Source organism: Sphingomonas sp. YR710 (assembly GCF_900101455.1).
In the GTDB taxonomy this organism is placed as follows: Bacteria; Pseudomonadota; Alphaproteobacteria; order Sphingomonadales; family Sphingomonadaceae; genus Rhizorhabdus.
This window is the reverse complement of the sequence record NZ_FMZJ01000004.1, coordinates 210,811-230,605: the sequence shown is the minus strand read 5'-3', so window position 1 is coordinate 230,605 and position 19,795 is coordinate 210,811. Positions and strand designations below refer to the sequence as shown.

The window sequence follows — 19,795 nt, the reverse complement described above, 5'->3', positions numbered from 1 at the left end:
TGAACCGCAGACGTTGAGGGATGCACTTCGCCATTTCCCTTCCCGACGTCGCGGCTGCTGTTAGACTGTACGTGCCCTAATCAGCGCCACGAGAGAGGACCGGCCCCATGTACCTCGACCTCCATGTCTCCCGTTTCAAATGGGCGGGCGCGCCGTCCGCGATCGGCCCCGGCGTCGCGCGCCTTGCCCGCGCGGCGGAGAATGCCGGCGTCAGGACATTGTCCTTCATGGATCATTATTTCCAGATGGAGAATGTGGGGCCGGCCGAGGAGCCGATGCTCGAAGTCTATACCGCGCTCGGCTTCGTAGCCGGTGTCACGCAGAGTCTACGCCTGCGCGCGTTGGTGACAGGCGCCACTTATCGTCACCCAGGTCTCCTCGCGAAGATCGTCACGACCCTCGATGTGCTGTCGGGCGGGCGGGCCGAACTCGGCATCGGGGCTGCGTGGTACGAGCGTGAGCATGTGGGGCTGGGCGTGCCGTTTCCGCCGATCGCTGAACGGTTCGGGCGACTGGAGGAGACTATCCGCATCTGCCTGCAGATGTGGAGCGACGACAATGGTCCGTTCGCGGGCACATATTACCAGCTCGCCGAAACGCTCTGTTCCCCGCCGCCGGTCTCTTCGCCGCGCCCGTCGATCCTGATCGGTGGCGGCGGGGAAAAGAAGACGCTGCGACTTGTCGCGCAATATGGGGATGCGTGCAATTTCTACGTCCCGCCCGAGGGCGTAGCGCACAAGCTGGACGTGTTGCGCGGACATTGCGATGCAGTGGGGCGCGATATCCGTGAGATCGAGATCACCGCCATCCTCAACGTCGCGTCGGACTGGACAGTGGACGACATGGTGCGCGGGGCGGAGGCCTATGCAGCGGTGGGGGTGTCGACGGTTGTGGCCTCGGGCCTGGGTGGCGATCCCGTCGCGCGGCTGGAGGAGTTGTTCGGCCCCGCGGTAGAACGGCTGCGAGGCGTCCGACCCCAAATGCTTTGACCCGCCGGATGATATAGCCCCGCCAAGGGGCTTCAATCCGGCGTCGGCTTGCGTGACGGTTTCACGCTGTTAGCACTCGCTAGAATGATGACGGTCGGAAAAAGCCGGCCGGTTGCCCAAAATGAGAGGACGTCGAATGGACACCGCTTTGTCAGGTCAGGTCGCGCTCGTGACGGGAAGCGCATCGGGAATAGGCCGGGCCACCGCGCTCATGCTGGCTGCGGCCGGCGCACGTATCGCCCTTGTCGACCGGGATGCGGCGGGGCTCGCGGCCGTGGCGATCGACATTGGACCAGACGCCAGGACGTTCGAAGCCGATCTTGGCAACGGCGGGAGTCTGCCGGGGCTCGTCAGTTCGGTGCTGGAGGCGTTCGGCCGCATCGACATCCTCGTCAACAGCGCGGGGATCACCGGGACCAGTGCCACCCAACCGCAAAGCACCACCGATTTCACCGATGCGCAACTGGATACGATCCTGGCCATCAATTTGCGCGCGCCGTTGATCCTTGTCCGCGAGGTCGGCCGGCACATGGTTGCGCGCGGGGGCGGAGGCCGCATCGTCAACGTCAGTTCCAGCGCCGCCTTCCGGGCGACCACCTCGCCGCCCATCTACGCGGCATCCAAGGCGGGCCTCAACGCACTCACCCGCACGGCTGCGGCGGATCTCGGCCCGCACGGCGTCAACGTCAATTCAGTCGCACCGGGACCGACCCGCACGTCCATGCTCGCCGATGTCGACCAGTATCTGGAGGAGATGGTCAAGAGCGGGCCGCTCGCCAATCTGACGCAGAAAGTCTCCGAGGCCGAGGATGTTGCCGCGGTCATCCGCTTCCTCTGCCTGCCCGACAGTCGCCAGATGACGGGTCAGGTTCTCCATACCAGCGCGGGGCTTGTCGTCTGATGGCCGCCCTGGATCCACATTTGCAGGGCGCCGATCGCGTCCGCGAGGTTTTTGCCCGCGTGTGCAGGGGCGATGCCGCCGGCGTCGCCAACCTCTACTCGGCGGACGGCACGATCCGCTTTACCGGCGGCGAAGTGCAGGGGCGCGTCGCGATCAGGGGCTTCTATCAAGCCGCCATCGACAATCTGAACCCGCAGCCGCGTGTCGAAGACATCCTGGAAAAGGCGGGCCGCTATGTGGCGATCGTCGATGTCCCCAATGACAAGGGGCGAACGCGGGCTGCCGACCTGTTCGAATTGGGGGAGGAGGGTATCCTACAACTCGACATCTTCAGCATGGAACTGTGACGGCGGCGAGGCCGGCGGGCTGCCCCCTGCTACCAGCGCAAGTCATTCCCCTGATCGGTAGGCGGACCGCCGCTCCTGCCTGAACCGGCCATCGATAATAGTGGCAGCGCACAATCATCGCTCGGCTCGTGACTTATGAGTCCTGAGCGTCAGTGCCGCCAACCTTCTCCGCAGATATGACTGCTAACGAATCTCCGGTTTTCGCGAGCAAGTTTCGCCGTGCGCGGCACAGGGCGATCAATTCGCGCGACAGGCCGCGGCCGCTCAAATGTTGATCGACGGCGTCGAGATTTTCGCGTTTGAGCTGTTTGCGGATTTCGGTGAGGCTGGTGCAAGGGCCTTGGCGCGCGAGCTGATAGGCGCGTTCAATCGTCGAAATTCGGTCCATTCGATTCTTGCCCCTGCCGATGGTCGCCGTCCGCTGATCGCGGTCAATGTGATCAAGACGTCACGGGGCAGGCTTTTCCCCATCATCGACGGAGGCATTCTTGGTTCAAGCGATCGTGGCGATGAAATCGGCCAGAAACCGTCGGAGGCGATCGGCAATGGCGGAGTCGGTCAGGTTACCCTCGCCGTCAAACGCCTTGCCTGCCCCGGGCACCATTAGCCGCCCGCCGGTCCATAGGCGCGCGCCCAGCGTCCTGAGCACGGGCAACCAGTCATTCTGCGCCAGGATCGTGCCGAAGCCGCCCGGCGAGGCCCCGATGATCGCGAACGGCTTCGCGCCGAACACGCGGGCAGCATCTGCCGGCGGGCGCGATGCCCAGTCGATCGCGTTTTTGAACACGCCGGGTATGCCATTATTATATTCGGGCGTCGCGAGCAGAATACCATCGGCGGCGGCCATCGCATCCTTTAGCGCCGAAACGGCGGGCGGAATGCCATCCCGTTCCTCGATATCGCCATTGTAGAGCGGAATGTCGGCGATCGATGCGATCGTGAGGCTGGAGCCAGAGGGCATCGCCATTGCCGCCGTCCGGAGCAGGCCGCTATTGTAGGAATGGCGACGCAAGCTGCCGGAAATACCGATGATATGGGCCATGTTGATCTCCAGTTGCCGATCGATCGCGTGTGTGGGTGCATTATGCCGGTCCAATGGCTTTGCGGTAAGCCGGCGGTCGTCGTTTATGCGTACGCTGTTCATAAGCAAAACCGAACGCCAACAGCCGCGCTTCCGACCAGGCCGGGCCGATAAAGGACAGGCCGACGGGCAGCCCCTTCACCAGGCCCATCGGTACAGTGAGATGCGGATAGCCGGCGATGGCCGCGAGGCCACCCGCGCCGCCGCCGCCAAAATGATCGCCATCGATCAGATCGATCTTCCACGCAGGGCCCGTGGTGGGCGCGACGAGCGCGTCGAGCCGATCGTGCGCCAGCATCAGATCGATGCCGTTCGGGCCGGCGGCGGCCTTCGCCGTCGCGAGAGCGCCGGTATAGGCATCATCAGCGGTGCCGCCCGTGGCTTCGGCTTTTTCGAACTGGTCCTGCCCGAACCAGCGAAGTTCACTATCGGCATGCGCCCGGTTGAAGGCTATCAACTCGGCCAATGTCCGCGTCTTTACCGCCGATGGCGTCGTGGCGAGATAGACGTTGAGATCGGCCCTGAACTCATGGGCCAGAACCGTGCCTTCGGCTGACTTGGCGAGCCTGCTGTCGAAGGTGGAGATTTCCACGATCGTGGCGCCGGCGGCGCGCATCTGCTCAAGGGCTTCGGCGAACAGCCCGTCCACTTCCGGGTTGAAGCCGGCGGCGAAACGCATCACGCCGATCCGCTTTCCCGACAAGGCCTGCAGATCGAGCGCCGTGACATAATCGGTGCGATGGCGATCGGCGTCGATGGTCGCCGGATCGGCAGGATCGCTGCCGGCAATGGCGTACAGCAGGATCGCTGCGTCACGCACGTTGCGTGCCATCGGACCAGGCGTATCCTGGCTGTGCGAGATCGGAACGACGTGTGTTCGCGAAACCAGGCCGACGGTTGGTTTGAGACCGACGAGGCCGTTCATCGCCGAAGGGCAGGTGATCGATCCGTCGGTTTCGGTGCCGATCGCCGCCGCAGCCAGACTGGCCGCCGTCGCCGCACCGCTGCCTGCGCTCGACCCACAGGCGCTGCGATCAAGCGCATAGGGATTGCGGGTGAATCCGCCGACCGCGCTCCAGCCGCTCGTCGAGCGAGTCGACCGAAAATTTGCCCATTCGGACAGGTTCGTCTTACCCAGGATGATCGCGCCGGCCGCACGCAACCGGGCCACCAGCGGGGCGTCACGCAGCGTCATATTGGCTGCGAGCGCGAGCGATCCGGCGGTGGTCGGCATCGGATCGCGGCTTTCGATATTGTCCTTGAGCAGGATCGGTATGCCGTAGAGAGGCCCGTGTGCGCCTCCAGATCGGCGTTCGGCATCGCGCGCATCGGCATCGGCAAGCGCATGGGGATTGATCGCGATCAGGGCGTTGATGCGCGGACCATGCTTGTCGAGTTGGGCGATCCGGGCGAGATAGGCTTCCACAAGTTCGCGCGAGTTCGTCCGGTGGCTTGCCAGATCAGCCTGCAACGCAACGATTGATCGTTCGGCTATCGGATAGCGGGTCGAGCGCGCCCTGGCTGGGAAGGCGAATACCATCATCAGTATAGCGATAGATAAACAGCGTGTGACGCGCATCGTACCTCCCGATCTCGACGATCGAGAGTGCCCTCTGGCTTTCGCCATGACCAGTCACAAAGCCCGAAAATCTATCGTTCACGCTCGATATATCGCATTACGCGATCTAACTGTAGAACTGCGTCGTCATCATCCCGGCGAACGGCATCCTTGATCAACATCATGACATGGTCGAGTGCTCTGGCTCCGTGCTGGCGGATCATTTCGCCAGCCAGATCGACCAATTCGCGATCATCCTGATGTTCGACCATAGCGGTCCTTTGCTGCATGGCGATGGGCAACGGCGATGACGGTTGTGATCCCTATTGAGCCAATAAAGTCGGAACGATCGTGAACGCAGCCTGTATCGGCGCCGGTTGCCGGTTGCGGTGATCATGGGCCGATCGTACGATCGTCGCTTCATTCGCGATGCAGGCCATAGATGAGAATTTCGCTTTTTCGCGCAGACTATCGGAATGCTGATCATGGTGCTGCGATCGTTGCGCTGCTCGATGCTTATGCACGGGATCCGATGGGCGGCGGGCAGCCCTTGCCGCACGCCGCACGGGATGGGTTGATTGCCGCGCTCTCCGTTTTCCCGACGGCCTTCACGGTGCTGGCGATGGCGGATGAACAACCCGCGGGCCTCGCTAATTGTTTCGATGGATTCTCGACATTTGCCTGCAAACCCTTGGTCAACATCCATGATGTGGTCGTTGCGCCGCAGTTTCGCGGACAGGGGATTGCCAGACGATTGTTCGCCGAGATCGAGGTCGTCGCGCGCGAGAAAGGCTGCTGCAAGATGACGCTCGAGGTTCTGAGCGGCAATAAGCCGGCTTTGGGCCTCTATCGATCTCTGGGCTTTGGCGATTATGTGCTCGATCCGGCGCAGGGAAAAGCCGTCTTCTGGCAAAAGAGCCTTTGATCCGAATCCGCGAAAGCGGCTATTGATGCGGGCATGAGCGAAGCAATCGAGGCCCCTGAGGGCAATAACCGGCTTCTCAACCGGTTTGTCGCAACCACCGTCGTCGTCCTCAGCGTCGCGATGGCGATCAGCAACATCAAGGACGGCAACATCGTTCAGACCATGCAGGCCGATCAGGCGAGCAAGGTCGATTTGTGGAACGAATATCAGGCCGCCAAGATCAAGGGGCATGATCAGAAGATCGCCGCGATCCTGCTCACGCAGAACAAGAATGCCGAGGCACAAGCCGCGGCGGCGGATGCCGATCGGGAGGCGAAGCGTTACGCAAAGGAAGCGACCGATCTGAAGACGCAGGCGCTGGCCGCGCAAAGCGATTATGATGTGCAGGGTCGCCGCGACGACCAGTTCGATCTGGGCGAAGGCTTCATGTCGATCGCGCTGGCGGTGGCCGCGATTTCGGCGCTCGTCGAGAGTTTCTGGCTGCTGGGCGGGGCCTGGATCGCGGCGGGGCTAGGCCTGACCTTTACGGTTGCGGGTTTTGCGGAACTCTCGATCCATCCGGACGCTTTGGTAAACTTCCTGACGTGACGTAGTCACACGCTGCCGTCAGGCTGGTTTCCTTTGCGGGAGTGTCCGGATCATGCTGGATATCATCACCCGGAAGCGCGATGGCCGGCGCATGAGCGACGCGGATATACGGCGGTTTGTGAAGGGCCTTACGGATGGCTCGCTGCCCCGCGAGCAGGTGGCCGCGCTGGCCATGGCGATTTATCTGCGATCGATGGACAGCCATGAAACCGCCGCGCTGACGGCAGGCATGGCGCGCTCGGGGCAAATTATCGACTGGTCAACCTATGCGCTCGACGGCCCGGTGCTCGACAAGCATTCGACAGGCGGGGTCGGCGACAAGGTCAGCCTGGTGCTCGCCCCGATCGTCGCGGCATGCGGCGGTTATGTGCCGATGGTTTCGGGACGTGGCCTTGGCCATACCGGCGGGACGCTGGATAAGCTTGGTAGCATCCCAGGCTATCAGCCATGGCCGGGCGTCGAAAGGCTTCAGGCTGTCGTGGCCGATGTGGGCTGCGCGATCGTCGGCCAGACGCGCGATCTCGCGCCGGCTGATCGTGCATTATATGCGATCCGCGACATGACCGCGACGATTGAGTCCACGCCGCTGATCATAGCGTCGATCCTATCGAAGAAGATGGCCGCCAGCCTGGACGGACTGGTGCTGGATGTGAAGACGGGAGCGGGTGCGTTCATGATGGCCGAGGACGATGCGAGCGCATTGGCCGAGGCCATTGTCGCCACCGCCGGCGAAATGGGTTTGCCGGCCCGCGCCTTGATCACCGGAATGGACGCATCATTGGGTGGAACAGTGGGAAATGCGCTCGAAGTGGCAGAAGCCATCAGCTATCTGACCGGCGGCGAACGTTCGCCCCGCCTTCACGAGGTCGTGGCTGCGCTGGCGGTAGAGATGCTGATGCTGGGTGGTATCGAAGGCGACGTCGCGATGGCTGCCGCCCGGGTCGAGCGGGCGCTCTCCAGCGGGGCCGCCGCCGAGCGTTTCGCGCGCATGGTCCATGCGCTCGGTGGTCCGGCGGACCTGATCAAGCGCCGGGACTGGCATCTGCGCCGGGCGGCAGTTTTCCGCCCGGTTCCAGCCGAGCGATCGGGCTATCTTGCGGCGGTCGACGCGCGGGCGATCGGCATCGCTGTGATGGGCCTTGGCGGCGGCCGCGGGCGGATCGATCATCCGCTCGATGTCAGCGTCGGCTTCAGCCATGTGGTTCCGCTTGGCGGGCAGGTCGAGGCGGGAGAGCCGATGGCGATGGTACATGCCGCCAGCGAGGACGAGGCCGATCGCGCGATTGCCGCCTACCGCGCGGCCTGTGCGATCGATAGCCGCAGCCACCTCGGCAGGCCGATGATCCGCGCCATCATCGGGCGGGTGGCATGACGGCCGGCACGCCGCCCAGCCTGCCGTTCGACGCCGCCTGCCGGCCTCGTTGTTGCAATACGGTGTTATACGTAGCGCCCTGATTTACCACAATTTATCGTCTTGCATAGTTTTGCCCGACTGATCATGTTCGCAACTGCAGCACAAGCAGAAGGGCGGTTTATGTCGGGGGCCGGCGTCGTCGATCGTGATATTGCCGATGGCCCGCGCGTCGTCACGCTTCCCGCGCGGCCGGAGCCGATCCGGGTGTCGGCGGATGATACCGCAGTCGTCGTGATCGACATGCAAAATGCCTATGCGTCACCGGGCGGCTATCTCGATCTGGCGGGCTTCGATATCTCGGGCGCGGCCAGGGTGATCGAACAGACGGCGATCGTGCTCGACGTTGCGCGTGCGGCCGGCCTGCCGGTCATCTTCTTCCAGAATGGCTGGGATGCCGATTATGTCGAGGCGGGCGGTCGCGGATCGCCAAACTTCCACAAGTCGAACGCGCTGAAGACGATGCGAGCCCGCCCGGAATTGCACGGCAAGTTGTTGGCGCGGGGCGGCTGGGATTATGAACTGGTCTCTGCGCTTGCGCCGCGCCCGGGCGACATCCGGCTGCACAAGACCCGCTATTCGGGCTTCTTCAATTCCCAACTCGACAGTGTTTTGCGGGCTCGCGGCGTCCGCAACATCGTGTTCGTCGGGATCGCCACCAATGTCTGCGTCGAATCGACGCTGCGCGATGGATTCTTCCTCGAATATTTCGGCATCATGCTCGAAGATGCGACGCATCAGGCCGGGCCGGAATTCGTCCAGGCGGCCACAATTTATAATGTCGAGAAATTTTTCGGATGGGTTTCGACAGTGGCGGATTTCTGCGGTAGTTTCGGCCAGATCGAACCGGTCAGGGAGCCTTGACGATGCCGATGACACCGATCAACCCTTCAGCCTTTCCAGCCCCGATCGCGCCTTATTCGGCGGGAACGCGCGCCGATAACGTCATCTATGTCTCAGGTACGCTGGCATTGGGGGAGGGCGGTGTGGTTCTTCACGTCGGCGATGCCGCGGCGCAGACCCGCCATATATTGGAGGTGATCCGCACCGTCATCGAGGTGGCGGGCGGCAATCTGGCCGATGTCGCCTTCAATCATATCTTCCTGAAGGATTGGGCCGATTATCCGGCGATGAATGCGGTCTATGCCGAATATTTCCCAGGCGCCAAGCCGGCGCGCTTTTGTATCCAGTGTGGACTCGTAAAGCCCGACTGCTTGGTGGAAATCGCCAGCGTCGCGCATCTGGCGGGGTGAGTGATGAAGATCGGGGGGCTTTACTGCGAAGAGCGGGGCGCCACAGACGGTGAGCCCATCATCCTTTCGGCGGGGCTCGGCGGTTCGGGGGATTATTGGACGCCCAATCTCGCCGCTTTATGCGCCGAATATAGGGTCATTCTCTACGATCATCGCGGCACCGGGCGCAGCGATCGTGTGCTTCCGGATCCGATGACAGTGGAGACGATGGCTGACGATCTGATCACGCTGATGGACGGGCTGGCAATCGAGAATGCCCATATCATGGGGCATGCTGCCGGGGGCCTCGCCGGGTTGATGCTCGCGCTGCGGGCACCGCAACGACTTCGCAAATTGGTCGTCGTCAACGGGTGGGCCAGGGCCGACCCGCAATTCCTGCGATGCTTCGAGACAAGACTGGCACTGCTGCGCAACAGTGGCCCGCTGGCCTATATCCATGCGCAGCCGATCTTCCTCTATCCGGCCGAATGGATATCCGAACATAGCGCCAGGCTCACTTCTGAGGAGGATGGGCATCTCGCGGCTTTTCCCGGCGCCGAGACGATGGAGCGTCGGATTGCGGCGCTAAGCGCATTCGATATCGACGCCAGGCTGGGCGACATTGCCGTGCCCACGCTGGCGATTGCGGCGATGGACGACATGCTCGTGCCCTGGACGTGCTCGGCCCGGCTCGCCGAGGGCATTTCCGGCGCCACGCTGATGACGATGCCATGGGGTGCGCATTCGTGTAACGTCACGGTGCCGGACATCTTCAACCGCAACGTCCTGGCCTGGCTGAGTGAGGGCGTACAGCCCGGAAAGGCGTGACATGCAGGTCGGCGTTTTCGTTCCCATCGGCAATAATGGCTGGCTGATCTCGGAAAATTCGCCGCAATATATGCCCAGCTTCGATCTCAACAAGACGATCGCGCAGAAGGCGGAGGCCTATGGGCTGGATTTCCTGCTGTCGATGATCAAGCTGCGAGGGTTCGGCGGAAAGACCGAATTCTGGGAATATAATCTCGAAAGCTTCACCCTGATGGCAGGGCTGGCCGCCGTCACCGAGAAGATCAAGATCTACGCAACCTGCCCGACGCTGATCATTCCGCCGGCATTCGCGGCGCGCATGGCATCGACGATCGATTCGATCAGTCACGGCCGTTTCGGGATCAACCTGATCACAGGTTGGCAAAAACCCGAATATTCCCAGATGGGTCTTTGGCCCGGCGAGGATCATTTTCGTAATCGTTACAAGATGTTGTCGGAGTATGCCGAGATCCTCCGCGAATTATGGGCGAAGGGCGTGTCCGATTATAAGGGCGACTATTACCAGATGGACGACTGCCGCGTCCGCCCGGTTCCGACCGGCGATATGAAGATAATCTGTGCGGGGTCGTCTGACGAGGGCCTCGCTTTCTCCGCGAAATATGCGGATTATGCCTTCTGTCTTGGCAAGGGCGTGAACACGCCGACAGCATTCGCCTTCAACAATGATCGGCTGGCGGCGGCGACCGCAAAGACCGGTCGCGATGTGTCGGTCTTTGTGCTGATCATGATTATAGCGGATGAAACCGACGAAGCGGCAATGGCGAAGTGGATGCATTATCGCGACGGAGTCGATGAGGCCGCGGTGGCGTGGCTCGGCGAGCAGGGGGCGGCGGACAAGACGTCGAGCACCACCAATGTCCGCCAGCTCGCCGATCGGGAATCGGCGGTGAATCTCAACATGGGCACATTGGTGGGTTCCTATGCGAGCATTGCCCATATGCTCGACGAGATGGCGACAGTGCCTGGCACTGGCGGCGTGCTGCTGACCTTCGATGATTTTGTCGAAGGCGTTGAGACGTTTGGCACGCGAATACAGCCCCTTATGCAATCGCGGCGTTCTGGCTGACAGTTCCAGCCGCCTCTAAGACAGCCTCAACTCTCACGGCGGCATTTTTTCATCGATGATGCGGAAAGCGTGTGGCCATTCCGTTCCGGTGGCGTCTCTTCTACATGAATGAGAAGCGTCTTCGCCCTGTCGGGAGTGCATCGTTGTGCACCTTATCCATGTCATGTTCAGTTACGCCGTGTCACCCGGGGTTAGGCGATCGTTACATGGTTGAAATAGGGGCGATATAATCGGCGTCTAGCCTGGGTTTTGCGATGCGGCGATGGGCCTGGGCGGATGACGGAAATAAGGGCCTTGCGCGCTCTTCTCGGACGCAAAGTTAGATTGCCGACGTTTAACAGTTTGTATGCGTGTCATCATGAGAACAAGGCTACCGCATGAAGAATGTCATAGTGTTCCCGGCAACCCGCGCGATCCCGGCGGCGGCGGAGGGGAGCGATACGACCGACCTCGCGGTTGTCATCCCGACCTATAATGAACATGATAATGTCGAAACGCTGATTGCCGCGCTCGATACTGCGCTGGGCGGTATCCGATATGAGCTGATCTTCGTCGATGATTGGTCGCAGGACGGTACGGCCGATCTGGTGCGATCGATCGCGCGCACACGAAGCGATATCCGATGCATCAGTCGATTTGGGCGGCGCGGCCTTTCCTCGGCGGTGATCGAAGGCATGTTGTCGACGAGTGCGGATATCGTTGCCGTGATCGATGCCGATATGCAGCATGACGAAAGCCGGCTCGGTGCAATGTTCGATCTTGTGATGCGCGGGGAGGCCGACGTCGCTGTGGGATCGCGTTATCGCGAAGGCGGCGGTTGCGGCGAATGGAGCGCGCGGCGCGTGCAGATCAGCCGGGCCGCGACGCGGCTCGCCCAGCTCGCGTTACCGAATCCGATCACCGACCCGATGAGCGGCTTTTTCGTGATCCGCCGCGATATTGTCGTCGAGCTCGCACCCCGGCTCTCGCAAAAGGGCTTCAAGATCCTGCTGGACTTGCTGATGTCCGCGCCGAAGCCTCTGCGTGTCAGCGAGGTCTCATATGTGTTCCGTACGCGCGAGGCTGGCGTCAGCAAGCTGAGCACGGCGGTAATGTTTACATGTCTGATCATGCTGCTGAAGAAGGCCGTCGGGCGGTGGATTCCGATGCGCCTCGCGGCATTTCTGACGGTTGGTTTGCTCGGCCTGGGCGTGCATCTTGGTGTTCTACGCCTGGCGCTGCTCGCAGGATGGTCTTTCACGGTCGCTCAGGCGATGGCCGTCACCGTCGCGATCGCATTCAACTTCTCGCTCAACAATGCGTTCACATATAGGGACCGGCGACTGAAAGGCTTTCGGATTCTCGCTGGCCTGGCAAGCTTTTATGCCGTTTGCGCGGTCGGCGCCGCGGCGAATGTCGGTATGGGTAGCCTGGTTTATGCTGCCGGCCATCGCTGGTGGCTCGCTGGTGCGGCCGGAGCAGTGGCTGGCTCGATCTGGAATTTCGCGATGTCATCATGGTTCACCTGGCGGCGCAGATAATACGCATCGCGCCGCCGCCTGCGAGACGGGATCGATGAACCTTATTGCAAGAGGCGTGGAACGCCGACGTTGGATGATCGTCGCGCTGATCCTGCTGATAGCCGCTTTCGCGATTCGCGTCGTGCAATTCGGCAATCCGATGATTCAGGTGGATGAGAATTTCTATCTGCTCGTCGGCGATCGGATGTGGCGTGGCGCATTGCCCTATGTCGACATCTGGGATCGCAAGCCGATCGGCCTGTTCCTGATCTATGCGGCGATCCGCCTGCTGGGCGGTGAGGGCATCCTGCAATATCAGATTGTGGCGACGCTGTTCGCCGCGGGCACCGCTTTCGTGATCGCTCGGATCGCCGTGCGTATGGCGGGCATAGCCGCTGCGACCGTGGCTGGAGTCCTCTATATCCTGCTCATCGGCCTGGTCGGTGGATCGGGCGGGCAGGCGCCGGTTTTCTACAATCTTCTGGTCGCTGGTGCCGGTTTGCTGACGCTCAAGGCGTTCGAGACGGACGATCCCGCCCGTATCCGTCGCCTTGGCTGCCTCACGATGCTGCTGCTCGGGTTGGCACTCCAGATCAAATATACCGTGCTGTTCGAAGGCATCTTCTTTGGCCTCGCGCTGGTGTGGCTGTCCTGGCGCGCCTGCTGTCGGATCGGCCGGCCTGCCGCAGATGCCCTGCTTTGGATCAGCATTGCCTTGCTCCCGACCGCGCTGGCGCTGGCTTATTATGCGGCGCGCGGCCATGCCGGCACGTTCATCTATGCCAACTTCCTGTCGATCGGGGAGCGATCGAGCGACCCGCAATCGGAAGTGATGAAACGCCTGGGCCATGCCTGGATGTCGATCCATCTGCCGATGATCGCCGTCCTGCTGGCTGCTTTGCTCGAGCCTTGGCGGGCGTTTGCCCGCGGGGCGACGACCTTCGGCTTTGCGATCGCATGGCTGGGCGCCGCGATTTTCGGCTATCTGATCTTCGGCAGCTATTTCGATCATTATGTGCTGCCGCTGTTCGTGCCGATGGCGGTCGCATTCGCTCCCTTATTCTCCTACCGCCGAAAACATATCGGCAAGTTTGCGGCTGGATTCCTGCTGCTGAGCGGCGGGATTGCCTATCAGCTGACCGCTCACGGCCTGCAAAAGAAGCGCGGCAATCGACAGGTTGCCGAGGCCGTAGCGAACGTCATCAGACCACGGCTTACCAATTGCCTCTATGTTTTTGATGGGGATTCAATCTTCTATTATCTGACAAACAGTTGCCTTCCCGGTCGCTACCCCTTTCCCGCACATCTCAATCTGCTGCGCGAATCGCGAGCCATCGGCATCGATCCGGTCGCCGAGGTCCGGCGGATCATGGAAGAACAACCCAGCGTGATCGTCGATCATCTTCCGCATGACGAGGATCTCAACCCGGCCGCGCTGGCGATCGTCGACGCTGAACTGAACCGATCCTACCGGCTGGCCGCGCGTTTCCCGCTCAAATCGACGGCGATCCTGGTCTATGAGCGGCGCAAGGATCGCTGACAAATTTTCGCGCTGCTGTGACCGAACAGCGTGAGGGCGTGCAAATGCCATTGTATCTGACGGCGCGACTCGTTGCTTGATCGAAAATGATTCGCGGGGTTCGGCCCGCATGTTCACACGATCGTGAGACAAGATGGGGTAGGGCGTCCGGAATGATGAACATGTACAAGTGGATTGCGGGCATAAACCTGGCGCTGGTGGCACCGATCATGGTTTCTCCGGCGGTTTCGGCCCAATTGCCGCAAACAACTTTCCTTGCCTTGCGGCCACTCGAAACGGGATTGTGGCAGTTCGACTCGCCCGGCCGCTCGCCACAGCAACTCTGCCTTGTCGATCCCGCAATATTGTTCCAGCTCGCCCATAATGGCCCGGCCTGCCGCCGATTCGTCATCGCCAATGCGGCGGATGAGGCCACCGTTCATTATAGCTGCGGTGCGGCTGGGTGGGGGCGGACGACCATCCGTGTCGAGACGCCGAGGCTTGTCCAGATATCCACGCAGGGGATCAAGCAACGCACGCCGTTCGCCTTCAAGGGCGCAGGGCGCCACGTTGGCGATTGCCAATCGGATTCGTCCATTCGGAAATGATTATACGGTGCGGTTAATGCTTTGTTTAGACCATCGCCCCTATAGATGAGTCGTGCTCTCCCCTTTGAGCACGCTTTCCTCCCTTAGCGGGCCTCAAGGCCCTACTTGGGCCGCCTTCCGAACGAGGCGGCCCATTTTTTTTGGGCGGGTTTTACGCACGCTCAAAATCGCCTAGTGGCTGGTTCATGGCACAGCAGGGTGATGATAGCCGGCGGCGCGCGATCGTGCTGCTTTCAGGCGGGCTCGATTCGATGGTTTCGGGTGGGCTCGCGCGCGAGCAGGGTTTTGCCCTGTCGGCGCTGACGATCAATTATAACCAGCGGCACCATATCGAATTGCAGGCGGCCGCGCGCGTGGCGGCGGCGCTCGGCGTCGATCGGCACGTGACTTTGCCGATCGATCTGACGGCGTTTGGCGGCTCGGCGCTCACGGCCGATATCGAGGTTCCAAAAGGTGGCGTCGAGCCGGGAATTCCGGTCACTTACGTCCCGGCGCGCAACACGATCTTCCTGTCGCTGGCGCTCGGCATGGCCGAAGCGAGCGGCGCGCGCGATATCTTCCTGGGGATCAACGCACTCGATTATTCGGGTTATCCCGATTGCCGCCCCGAATTCATCGAGGCGTTTGCGCGCATGGCCGACCTGGCGACCAAAGCCGGCGTGGAGGGCGATCGCTTCATCTTCCACGCGCCGTTGCTCCACATGACCAAGGCCGACATCGCCCGCGAGGCGGATCGGCTCGGGCTCGATGCGGGCATGAGCTGGTCCTGCTACGATCCGACGCCGGCGGGCGAGCATTGCGGTTTGTGCGACAGCTGCCGCCTGCGATCCAAGGGCTTCGCCGAGGCGGGCCTGCGCGATCCCACGATCTACGCGGCGCACTGATGGGTAGCTACGCCGTCAAGGAGATGTTCCTCACCTTGCAGGGGGAGGGGATGCAGGTGGGGCGCCGCGCCGTGTTCCTGCGGTTTGCCGGCTGCAACCTGTGGAGCGGGCGCGAGCAGGACCGTGAGCAGGCGATCTGCCGTTTTTGCGATACCGATTTCGTCGGGATCGATGGCGACAATGGCGGCCGTTATGCCGATGCGCCGACGCTGGCCGCCAAAGCGAAGGCGTTGTGGGCGAGCGCCGCGCGTCCCTTCGTCGTGATGACGGGCGGTGAGCCGCTGCTGCAGGTCGATGCCGATCTGATCGCCGCGCTCAAGGCTGAAGGGTTCGAGATCGCAGTAGAAACCAACGGCACGCAGATCGCGCCGGAGGGCATTGACTGGATCTGCGTCAGCCCCAAGGCCGGTACCGAGATCGTTCAGCGCAGCGGTGCGGAGCTCAAACTGGTCTGGCCGCAGCCGATCGATCCACATTCGATGGAAGACTGGGACTTCGATCATTTTCTGCTGCAGCCGATGGATGGCCCGGGTCTGGCCGAGGCGCGCGATGCCGCCATCGCCTTCGTCCTCGAAAATCCGTGCTGGCGGCTGTCGACGCAGACCCACAAGGTGGTGGGGATTCGGTGATCCGCGCCGTCACCCTCTCCCCGCTTGCGGGAGAAGGCATAAGTTGTTCCTACAGCCGCAGTCCTTCGGTCTCGTTCAGCCCCAGCGCGATGTTGAGGTTCTGCACAGCGGCACCCGCGGCGCCCTTGCCGAGATTGTCGAGCGCCGCGATCAGCCGGGCCTGCCCTGCCTTTTCGTCGCCATAGACGTAGAGTTCGAGCCGATCGGTCCCTGCAGCCTGCTCGATTGTCAGGAAGGACGGATTCTCGCGCTGCACGCGGACCACGTCGCTGCCCGTATAGGCTTCGGCCAGTACGTCGCGGATAGCCGCGAGCGAAGGCGTTCCCGTCAGCAGGTGCAGGTGCAGCGGTACTTCCACCAGCATCCCGCGATAGGTGCGGGTGACCGAAGGCAGGAAGATCGGTGGATGGATCAGCCCGGCATGCGCCCGCATCTCGGGGACATGCTTATGACCGAGACCGAGCGCATAAGCGCGGAAGGCGGTGTCGGTCGCATCGGGGTTGGTGGCATCCTCAAAGGCCTGGATCATCGATTTGCCGCCGCCCGAATAGCCCGACACGGCGTTGACCGAGACCGCGGTATCGGCAGGCAGGAGCCCGGCGCGCACAAGCGGCCGGATCAGCGCCAAAAACCCGGTCGGATAGCAGCCGGGGTTCGAGATCCTTTTCGCGAGCGCCAGTGCATCGCGCGCGCCGGGCTCGACTTCGGCAAAGCCATAGGCCCAGGCCGGATCGGTCCGGTGCGCGGTCGAGGCATCGATCACCCGCACGTCAGGATTGTCGATCAGCGAGACGGCCTCGCGCGCAGCATCGTCGGGCAGGCACAGGATGACAGCATCGGCGCTGTTCAGCGCATCGGCGCGCGCGGATGCGTCCTTGCGGTGCGCATCCGCGATGGTGAGCAATTCGATGTCGCTGCGATCGGACAGCCGATCGCGAATTTCCAGGCCGGTGGTGCCGGCGGCACCGTCGATGAAGACCTTCGCGGTCATAAGCTTATTCTCCGCCTGGCCAGAATCGGCCGGTCGTGATTGGGAGCAAGCCGGGCGACGACATCGGATAATGGTTCGATCACAACGGCCATCCAATGCGCATTGGCATGGATCAGCCGCATCTCGTCGACCATCAGCCCGACATGGCCCGGAAAATGGATGATGTCTCCTCGTCGGAGCGCAACCTCCGCAGGCAGATCCTCGCAGGGAAAGGCGCGCTGCTGATCGGTGTCGCGGGGCAGGGTGATGCCGGCGGCGGCCATAGCGACCTGCACCAGCCCCGAGCAGTCGATTCCGCGCTCGCCGCGGCCGCCCCACAGATAGGGCATGCCGAGAAACAGTTCGGCGATAGCGACAGGATCGGCGGTGCACGCATGAGCCGGAAGGACATGACGATGGTGGATATAGCCGCCTTCGATCGCGAAAAACGAACCTTCCGCGCAGGAGGCAACGCGCGCGCCGAACGGCAGGGAGCCCCGCAGCGCCGACTTGATCGATGGCTCGCTAAAAATAAGCGCCTCGCGAACCGCCACAACGTGGGTCGCGACCGTCGGCGCATCCAGCAGATTCGCTTCGACATAGCCGACATAATGATCGCTGACGGAATAACCCCAGGCCCATCCTGCTGCCAGATCCAGCACTGCAAATTGCTCACCGGATAATAATTGGGATACCGCCTCAGCTCGCGGGTCCGCAGCGTTACGCATCATCGCGGATGGGGCACGGCACTGGCGGAGCATCGGCGCGGCATAATGCGGCGCGAACAATGTGCCGGCTAACGCCACGTCGGCAATATCCCTCCGATAGGCATGGGTGCGCCTATCGAGAATCTGCGTCGTCCCATCCAGATGGAAAGTCGCGACGTGGCTGTCGGCCACGTCGGCAGATTCAGCCTCGGTCCTGCTGCAGATCGATGGACTTTCCAAAGACATTCAGAAATTCTGCCCCTTTGTCCGTCTTGGCGACGAAGATATTGCGTCGATCATTATCATCACGTTCGCGGCGCAGATAGCCGAGCGAACCCAAAGTGTTCAAGGCGCGCGTGATGACCGGCTTTGAAACGTTCAGCTGATTGGCCAAGCCCCGCACGGTATGCGGACCGGGCGTGATATAGGTGATCAGCATCAGCGCCATTTGCCGGTTGGTGAGGTCCGGCTGCCCCGAACGCACATAGGAAACCAGTGCTCGCATCCATTGGGGCAACGCATTGTCAATCATAAGCGGGCCCTTTCGCCTTCTGTGAACGGTTGGGAGGATGCAACCTCCCGTCCACAAACACGCGCCAGGTGATTTCGTTTCATGCCCGCATCACTTTTTTTGAGGTGCGAGCGATGTTTTTCCCTTATTCTGCGGCGAGCCGACGTCGGAGCAGTTCATGGACGGCGCGCAGGCCCAGCGCGTCGCCGCCTTTCGGGCGTCCGGGCTTCGGCGAAGGCCGCCAGGCGTACGTGTCGAGGTGAAGCCACGGCGTGCCATCGGGCACGAATTTCTGCAGGAACAAGGCGGCGGTGGTGGCTCCGGCCATGCCGCCTTCGCCGGAATTGTTGATATCGGCCACTGTCGATTTGAGCATGTCGGCATAGTCGGACCAGAGCGGCATGCGCCACAGCGGATCGCTGATGTCGCGCGATGCCGACAGCAACTGATCGGCCAGCACATCGTCATTGCTGAACATCGCGGGCAGATCGGGCCCCAGCGCGGTCCGTGCGGCGCCGGTGAGCGTCGCGAAGTCGACGATCAGCGACGGCGCATCCTCGCCCGCCCGCGTCAGCGCATCTCCCAGCACCAGCCGGCCCTCGGCATCGGTATTGCCGATCTCGACGGTGATGCCCTTCCGGCTCTGCAAGACATCTCCCGGCCGGAAGGCATTGCCGGCAACGGCGTTTTCGACCGCCGGAATCAGGAGGTGCATCCGGCAGGGCAGCTTCGCCCGCATCACCAGCGACGCCAGCGCCAGCGCATGCGCCGCACCGCCCATGTCCTTCTTCATCAGCAGCATCGCCGATGGTGGCTTCAGATCGAGGCCGCCCGAGTCGAAGCAGACGCCCTTACCGACGATCGCGATGCGCGGGTGGCGCGGGTCGCCCCATTCGATCTCGATCAGCCGGGGGGCGTGGGTGCGGGCTGCCGCCCGCCCGACAGCGGCGATCATCGGATAGCCCTGCGCCAGTTCGTCGCCGGTGGTGATCCGCAGGTTTGCCCCATGGCGCTTCGCTACAGCCTCGGCGGCGTTGGCGAGTTCGGCGGGCCCCATGTCGGCGGCGGGCGTATCGACGAGATCGCGTACCAGCGCGACCGCCTCGGCAAGCGCGATCTGCTCGTCGATCCGCGCAACCTCACTGGTGAGCAGGACACGCTGCGGGATTGGGTCGGCTTTGGCGAGATAGCGATCGAAGCGATGGTGCGTGAGCAGCCAGCCCAATGTGGCTGCACCCGGCGCGCCGTCGCCGACCCGATATGTCCCCTGGGGCAGGCGTGCGGCGATGGCCGCCAGCGACCATGGGCCGGGTTCGATCGCCGCGCCGATGATGGCCGACCACTCGCCATCCTTGCGGCCGGGTATGATCAGCAGTTCGCCGGGTTTTGCGGCAAAACGAGCAGCCACGGCGAGCGTGCGGACTTGCGCCGGCTGCTGGCTGAACCATCCGTCATAGTCGGATGCCGGCAAAGGGGTGATCGGATGGGCGGGCTGGCCGCGATCGGCCTGGAGCAGGGCAGCAAAATCGGTCATCGGCCGGC

At 62.5% G+C, this 19,795-nt stretch carries 23 protein-coding genes; 15 read left to right on the top strand and 8 right to left on the bottom strand.

Translation table 11 applies throughout. The annotated features are described in order from the left end of the window. Window positions 1-107: 107 nt before the first annotated feature. The 3 genes from BLS13_RS07170 (at window position 108) to BLS13_RS07160 (ending at window position 2,237) form a co-directional block, all read left to right on the top strand. The gene (locus tag BLS13_RS07170; protein WP_093450945.1) at window positions 108-989 is read left to right on the top strand and encodes an LLM class F420-dependent oxidoreductase; all 882 of its coding nucleotides are present in this window, start codon (window positions 108-110) and stop codon (window positions 987-989) included. Window positions 990-1,125: 136 nt separating this feature from the next. Beyond that, window positions 1,126-1,890, top strand: coding sequence for an SDR family NAD(P)-dependent oxidoreductase (locus BLS13_RS07165; protein ID WP_176943472.1), 765 nt, complete (start codon window positions 1,126-1,128; stop codon window positions 1,888-1,890). Beyond that, window positions 1,890-2,237: a nuclear transport factor 2 family protein gene (locus BLS13_RS07160; protein WP_093450942.1), complete on the top strand. Its 348-nt coding sequence runs from the start codon at window positions 1,890-1,892 to the stop codon at window positions 2,235-2,237. The genes BLS13_RS07165 and BLS13_RS07160 overlap by 1 nt, the downstream gene beginning before the upstream one ends. A gap of 133 nt (window positions 2,238-2,370) precedes the next feature. Here BLS13_RS07160 and BLS13_RS07155 read toward each other — a convergent pair whose 3' ends face one another. From BLS13_RS07155 to BLS13_RS07140, 4 genes are all read right to left on the bottom strand, one after another. Then, window positions 2,371-2,625 (bottom strand): hypothetical protein, encoded by a 255-nt coding sequence (locus BLS13_RS07155; protein WP_093450941.1) that lies wholly within the window; start codon window positions 2,623-2,625, stop codon window positions 2,371-2,373. A 105-nt stretch (window positions 2,626-2,730) separates the two neighbouring features. Further along, entirely contained in the window at window positions 2,731-3,279 is a 549-nt protein-coding gene (locus tag BLS13_RS07150; protein WP_093451040.1) for an NADPH-dependent FMN reductase, read from the bottom strand. 40 nt (window positions 3,280-3,319) lie between these two features. Next, window positions 3,320-4,861 carry an amidase gene (locus tag BLS13_RS07145; RefSeq protein WP_256325748.1) on the bottom strand — a complete coding sequence of 514 codons (1,542 nt, stop codon included), beginning with the start codon at window positions 4,859-4,861 and terminating at the stop codon, window positions 3,320-3,322. A 107-nt stretch (window positions 4,862-4,968) separates the two neighbouring features. Further along, window positions 4,969-5,148, bottom strand: coding sequence for a hypothetical protein (locus BLS13_RS07140; RefSeq protein ID WP_093450939.1), 180 nt, complete (start codon window positions 5,146-5,148; stop codon window positions 4,969-4,971). A 170-nt stretch (window positions 5,149-5,318) separates the two neighbouring features. On the opposite strand from BLS13_RS07140, the gene BLS13_RS07135 reads away from it, so the two are divergent. From BLS13_RS07135 to queE, 12 genes are all read left to right on the top strand, one after another. Further along, a complete protein-coding gene (locus BLS13_RS07135) occupies window positions 5,319-5,801 on the top strand; it encodes a GNAT family N-acetyltransferase (protein ID WP_093450938.1) in 483 nt (160 codons plus the stop codon). Between the two features lie 33 nt (window positions 5,802-5,834). Further along, window positions 5,835-6,389 carry a DUF4337 domain-containing protein gene (locus BLS13_RS07130; protein ID WP_093450937.1) on the top strand — a complete coding sequence of 185 codons (555 nt, stop codon included), beginning with the start codon at window positions 5,835-5,837 and terminating at the stop codon, window positions 6,387-6,389. A gap of 52 nt (window positions 6,390-6,441) precedes the next feature. Then, window positions 6,442-7,761, top strand: a complete 1,320-nt coding sequence (gene deoA, locus BLS13_RS07125) for a thymidine phosphorylase (RefSeq protein WP_093450935.1) — start codon at window positions 6,442-6,444, stop codon at window positions 7,759-7,761. Between the two features lie 162 nt (window positions 7,762-7,923). Further along, window positions 7,924-8,664: a pyrimidine utilization protein B gene (rutB, locus tag BLS13_RS07120; RefSeq protein WP_093450933.1), complete on the top strand. Its 741-nt coding sequence runs from the start codon at window positions 7,924-7,926 to the stop codon at window positions 8,662-8,664. A gap of 2 nt (window positions 8,665-8,666) precedes the next feature. Beyond that, window positions 8,667-9,053, top strand: coding sequence for a pyrimidine utilization protein C (gene rutC / locus BLS13_RS07115; RefSeq protein ID WP_093450931.1), 387 nt, complete (start codon window positions 8,667-8,669; stop codon window positions 9,051-9,053). A gap of 3 nt (window positions 9,054-9,056) precedes the next feature. Then, entirely contained in the window at window positions 9,057-9,860 is an 804-nt protein-coding gene (gene rutD / locus BLS13_RS07110; protein WP_093450929.1) for a pyrimidine utilization protein D, read from the top strand. A 1-nt stretch (window position 9,861) separates the two neighbouring features. Beyond that, the gene (gene rutA / locus BLS13_RS07105) at window positions 9,862-10,926 is read left to right on the top strand and encodes a pyrimidine utilization protein A (RefSeq protein WP_093450927.1); all 1,065 of its coding nucleotides are present in this window, start codon (window positions 9,862-9,864) and stop codon (window positions 10,924-10,926) included. Window positions 10,927-11,303: 377 nt separating this feature from the next. Beyond that, window positions 11,304-12,446, top strand: coding sequence for a glycosyltransferase family 2 protein (locus tag BLS13_RS07100; RefSeq protein WP_093450926.1), 1,143 nt, complete (start codon window positions 11,304-11,306; stop codon window positions 12,444-12,446). A 55-nt stretch (window positions 12,447-12,501) separates the two neighbouring features. Continuing rightward, window positions 12,502-13,965 (top strand): ArnT family glycosyltransferase, encoded by a 1,464-nt coding sequence (locus BLS13_RS07095; RefSeq protein ID WP_176943471.1) that lies wholly within the window; start codon window positions 12,502-12,504, stop codon window positions 13,963-13,965. A gap of 152 nt (window positions 13,966-14,117) precedes the next feature. Beyond that, window positions 14,118-14,552 (top strand): DUF3617 domain-containing protein, encoded by a 435-nt coding sequence (locus BLS13_RS07090; protein ID WP_093450923.1) that lies wholly within the window; start codon window positions 14,118-14,120, stop codon window positions 14,550-14,552. 185 nt (window positions 14,553-14,737) lie between these two features. Then, window positions 14,738-15,436, top strand: a complete 699-nt coding sequence (gene queC, locus BLS13_RS07085) for a 7-cyano-7-deazaguanine synthase QueC (RefSeq protein ID WP_093450922.1) — start codon at window positions 14,738-14,740, stop codon at window positions 15,434-15,436. Then, complete coding sequence (gene queE, locus BLS13_RS07080) at window positions 15,436-16,065, top strand: 7-carboxy-7-deazaguanine synthase (protein ID WP_093450921.1); 630 nt, start codon at window positions 15,436-15,438, stop codon at window positions 16,063-16,065. Before queC ends, queE begins: the two co-directional genes overlap by 1 nt. 49 nt (window positions 16,066-16,114) lie before the next feature. Here the strand turns inward: queE and argC are convergent, their stop codons facing one another. The 4 genes from argC to BLS13_RS07060 form a co-directional block, all read right to left on the bottom strand. Next, entirely contained in the window at window positions 16,115-17,056 is a 942-nt protein-coding gene (argC, locus tag BLS13_RS07075) for an N-acetyl-gamma-glutamyl-phosphate reductase (RefSeq protein WP_093450920.1), read from the bottom strand. Then, a complete protein-coding gene (locus tag BLS13_RS07070; RefSeq protein WP_256325747.1) occupies window positions 17,053-17,934 on the bottom strand; it encodes a C40 family peptidase in 882 nt (293 codons plus the stop codon). The genes argC and BLS13_RS07070 overlap by 4 nt, the downstream gene beginning before the upstream one ends. A gap of 10 nt (window positions 17,935-17,944) precedes the next feature. Beyond that, the gene (locus tag BLS13_RS07065) at window positions 17,945-18,274 is read right to left on the bottom strand and encodes a MarR family winged helix-turn-helix transcriptional regulator (RefSeq protein ID WP_256325746.1); all 330 of its coding nucleotides are present in this window, start codon (window positions 18,272-18,274) and stop codon (window positions 17,945-17,947) included. A gap of 124 nt (window positions 18,275-18,398) precedes the next feature. Next, window positions 18,399-19,787, bottom strand: a complete 1,389-nt coding sequence (locus tag BLS13_RS07060; protein ID WP_093450917.1) for a leucyl aminopeptidase family protein — start codon at window positions 19,785-19,787, stop codon at window positions 18,399-18,401. Window positions 19,788-19,795 lie beyond the last annotated feature (8 nt).

Bases quoted from the DNA above. Each gene is read 5' to 3' on its own strand.
- BLS13_RS07170 (WP_093450945.1), top strand. From the start codon at position 108: ATGTACCTCGACCTCCATGTCTCCCGTTTCAAATGGGCGGGCGCGCCG.
- BLS13_RS07065 (WP_256325746.1), bottom strand. From the start codon at position 18,274: ATGATTGACAATGCGTTGCCCCAATGGATGCGAGCACTGGTTTCCTAT.
- queC (WP_093450922.1), top strand. From the start codon at position 14,738: ATGGCACAGCAGGGTGATGATAGCCGGCGGCGCGCGATCGTGCTGCTT.
- BLS13_RS07165 (WP_176943472.1), top strand. From the start codon at position 1,126: ATGGACACCGCTTTGTCAGGTCAGGTCGCGCTCGTGACGGGAAGCGCA.
- deoA (WP_093450935.1), top strand. From the start codon at position 6,442: ATGCTGGATATCATCACCCGGAAGCGCGATGGCCGGCGCATGAGCGAC.
- rutA (WP_093450927.1), top strand. From the start codon at position 9,862: ATGCAGGTCGGCGTTTTCGTTCCCATCGGCAATAATGGCTGGCTGATC.
- rutC (WP_093450931.1), top strand. From the start codon at position 8,667: ATGCCGATGACACCGATCAACCCTTCAGCCTTTCCAGCCCCGATCGCG.
- rutB (WP_093450933.1), top strand. From the start codon at position 7,924: ATGTCGGGGGCCGGCGTCGTCGATCGTGATATTGCCGATGGCCCGCGC.
- queE (WP_093450921.1), top strand. From the start codon at position 15,436: ATGGGTAGCTACGCCGTCAAGGAGATGTTCCTCACCTTGCAGGGGGAG.
- BLS13_RS07060 (WP_093450917.1), bottom strand. From the start codon at position 19,787: ATGACCGATTTTGCTGCCCTGCTCCAGGCCGATCGCGGCCAGCCCGCC.
- BLS13_RS07140 (WP_093450939.1), bottom strand. From the start codon at position 5,148: ATGGTCGAACATCAGGATGATCGCGAATTGGTCGATCTGGCTGGCGAA.
- BLS13_RS07155 (WP_093450941.1), bottom strand. From the start codon at position 2,625: ATGGACCGAATTTCGACGATTGAACGCGCCTATCAGCTCGCGCGCCAA.
- BLS13_RS07160 (WP_093450942.1), top strand. From the start codon at position 1,890: ATGGCCGCCCTGGATCCACATTTGCAGGGCGCCGATCGCGTCCGCGAG.
- BLS13_RS07135 (WP_093450938.1), top strand. From the start codon at position 5,319: ATGAGAATTTCGCTTTTTCGCGCAGACTATCGGAATGCTGATCATGGT.
- rutD (WP_093450929.1), top strand. From the start codon at position 9,057: ATGAAGATCGGGGGGCTTTACTGCGAAGAGCGGGGCGCCACAGACGGT.
- BLS13_RS07150 (WP_093451040.1), bottom strand. From the start codon at position 3,279: ATGGCCCATATCATCGGTATTTCCGGCAGCTTGCGTCGCCATTCCTAC.
- BLS13_RS07090 (WP_093450923.1), top strand. From the start codon at position 14,118: ATGATGAACATGTACAAGTGGATTGCGGGCATAAACCTGGCGCTGGTG.
- argC (WP_093450920.1), bottom strand. From the start codon at position 17,056: ATGACCGCGAAGGTCTTCATCGACGGTGCCGCCGGCACCACCGGCCTG.
- BLS13_RS07100 (WP_093450926.1), top strand. From the start codon at position 11,304: ATGAAGAATGTCATAGTGTTCCCGGCAACCCGCGCGATCCCGGCGGCG.
- BLS13_RS07130 (WP_093450937.1), top strand. From the start codon at position 5,835: ATGAGCGAAGCAATCGAGGCCCCTGAGGGCAATAACCGGCTTCTCAAC.
- BLS13_RS07145 (WP_256325748.1), bottom strand. From the start codon at position 4,861: ATGATGGTATTCGCCTTCCCAGCCAGGGCGCGCTCGACCCGCTATCCG.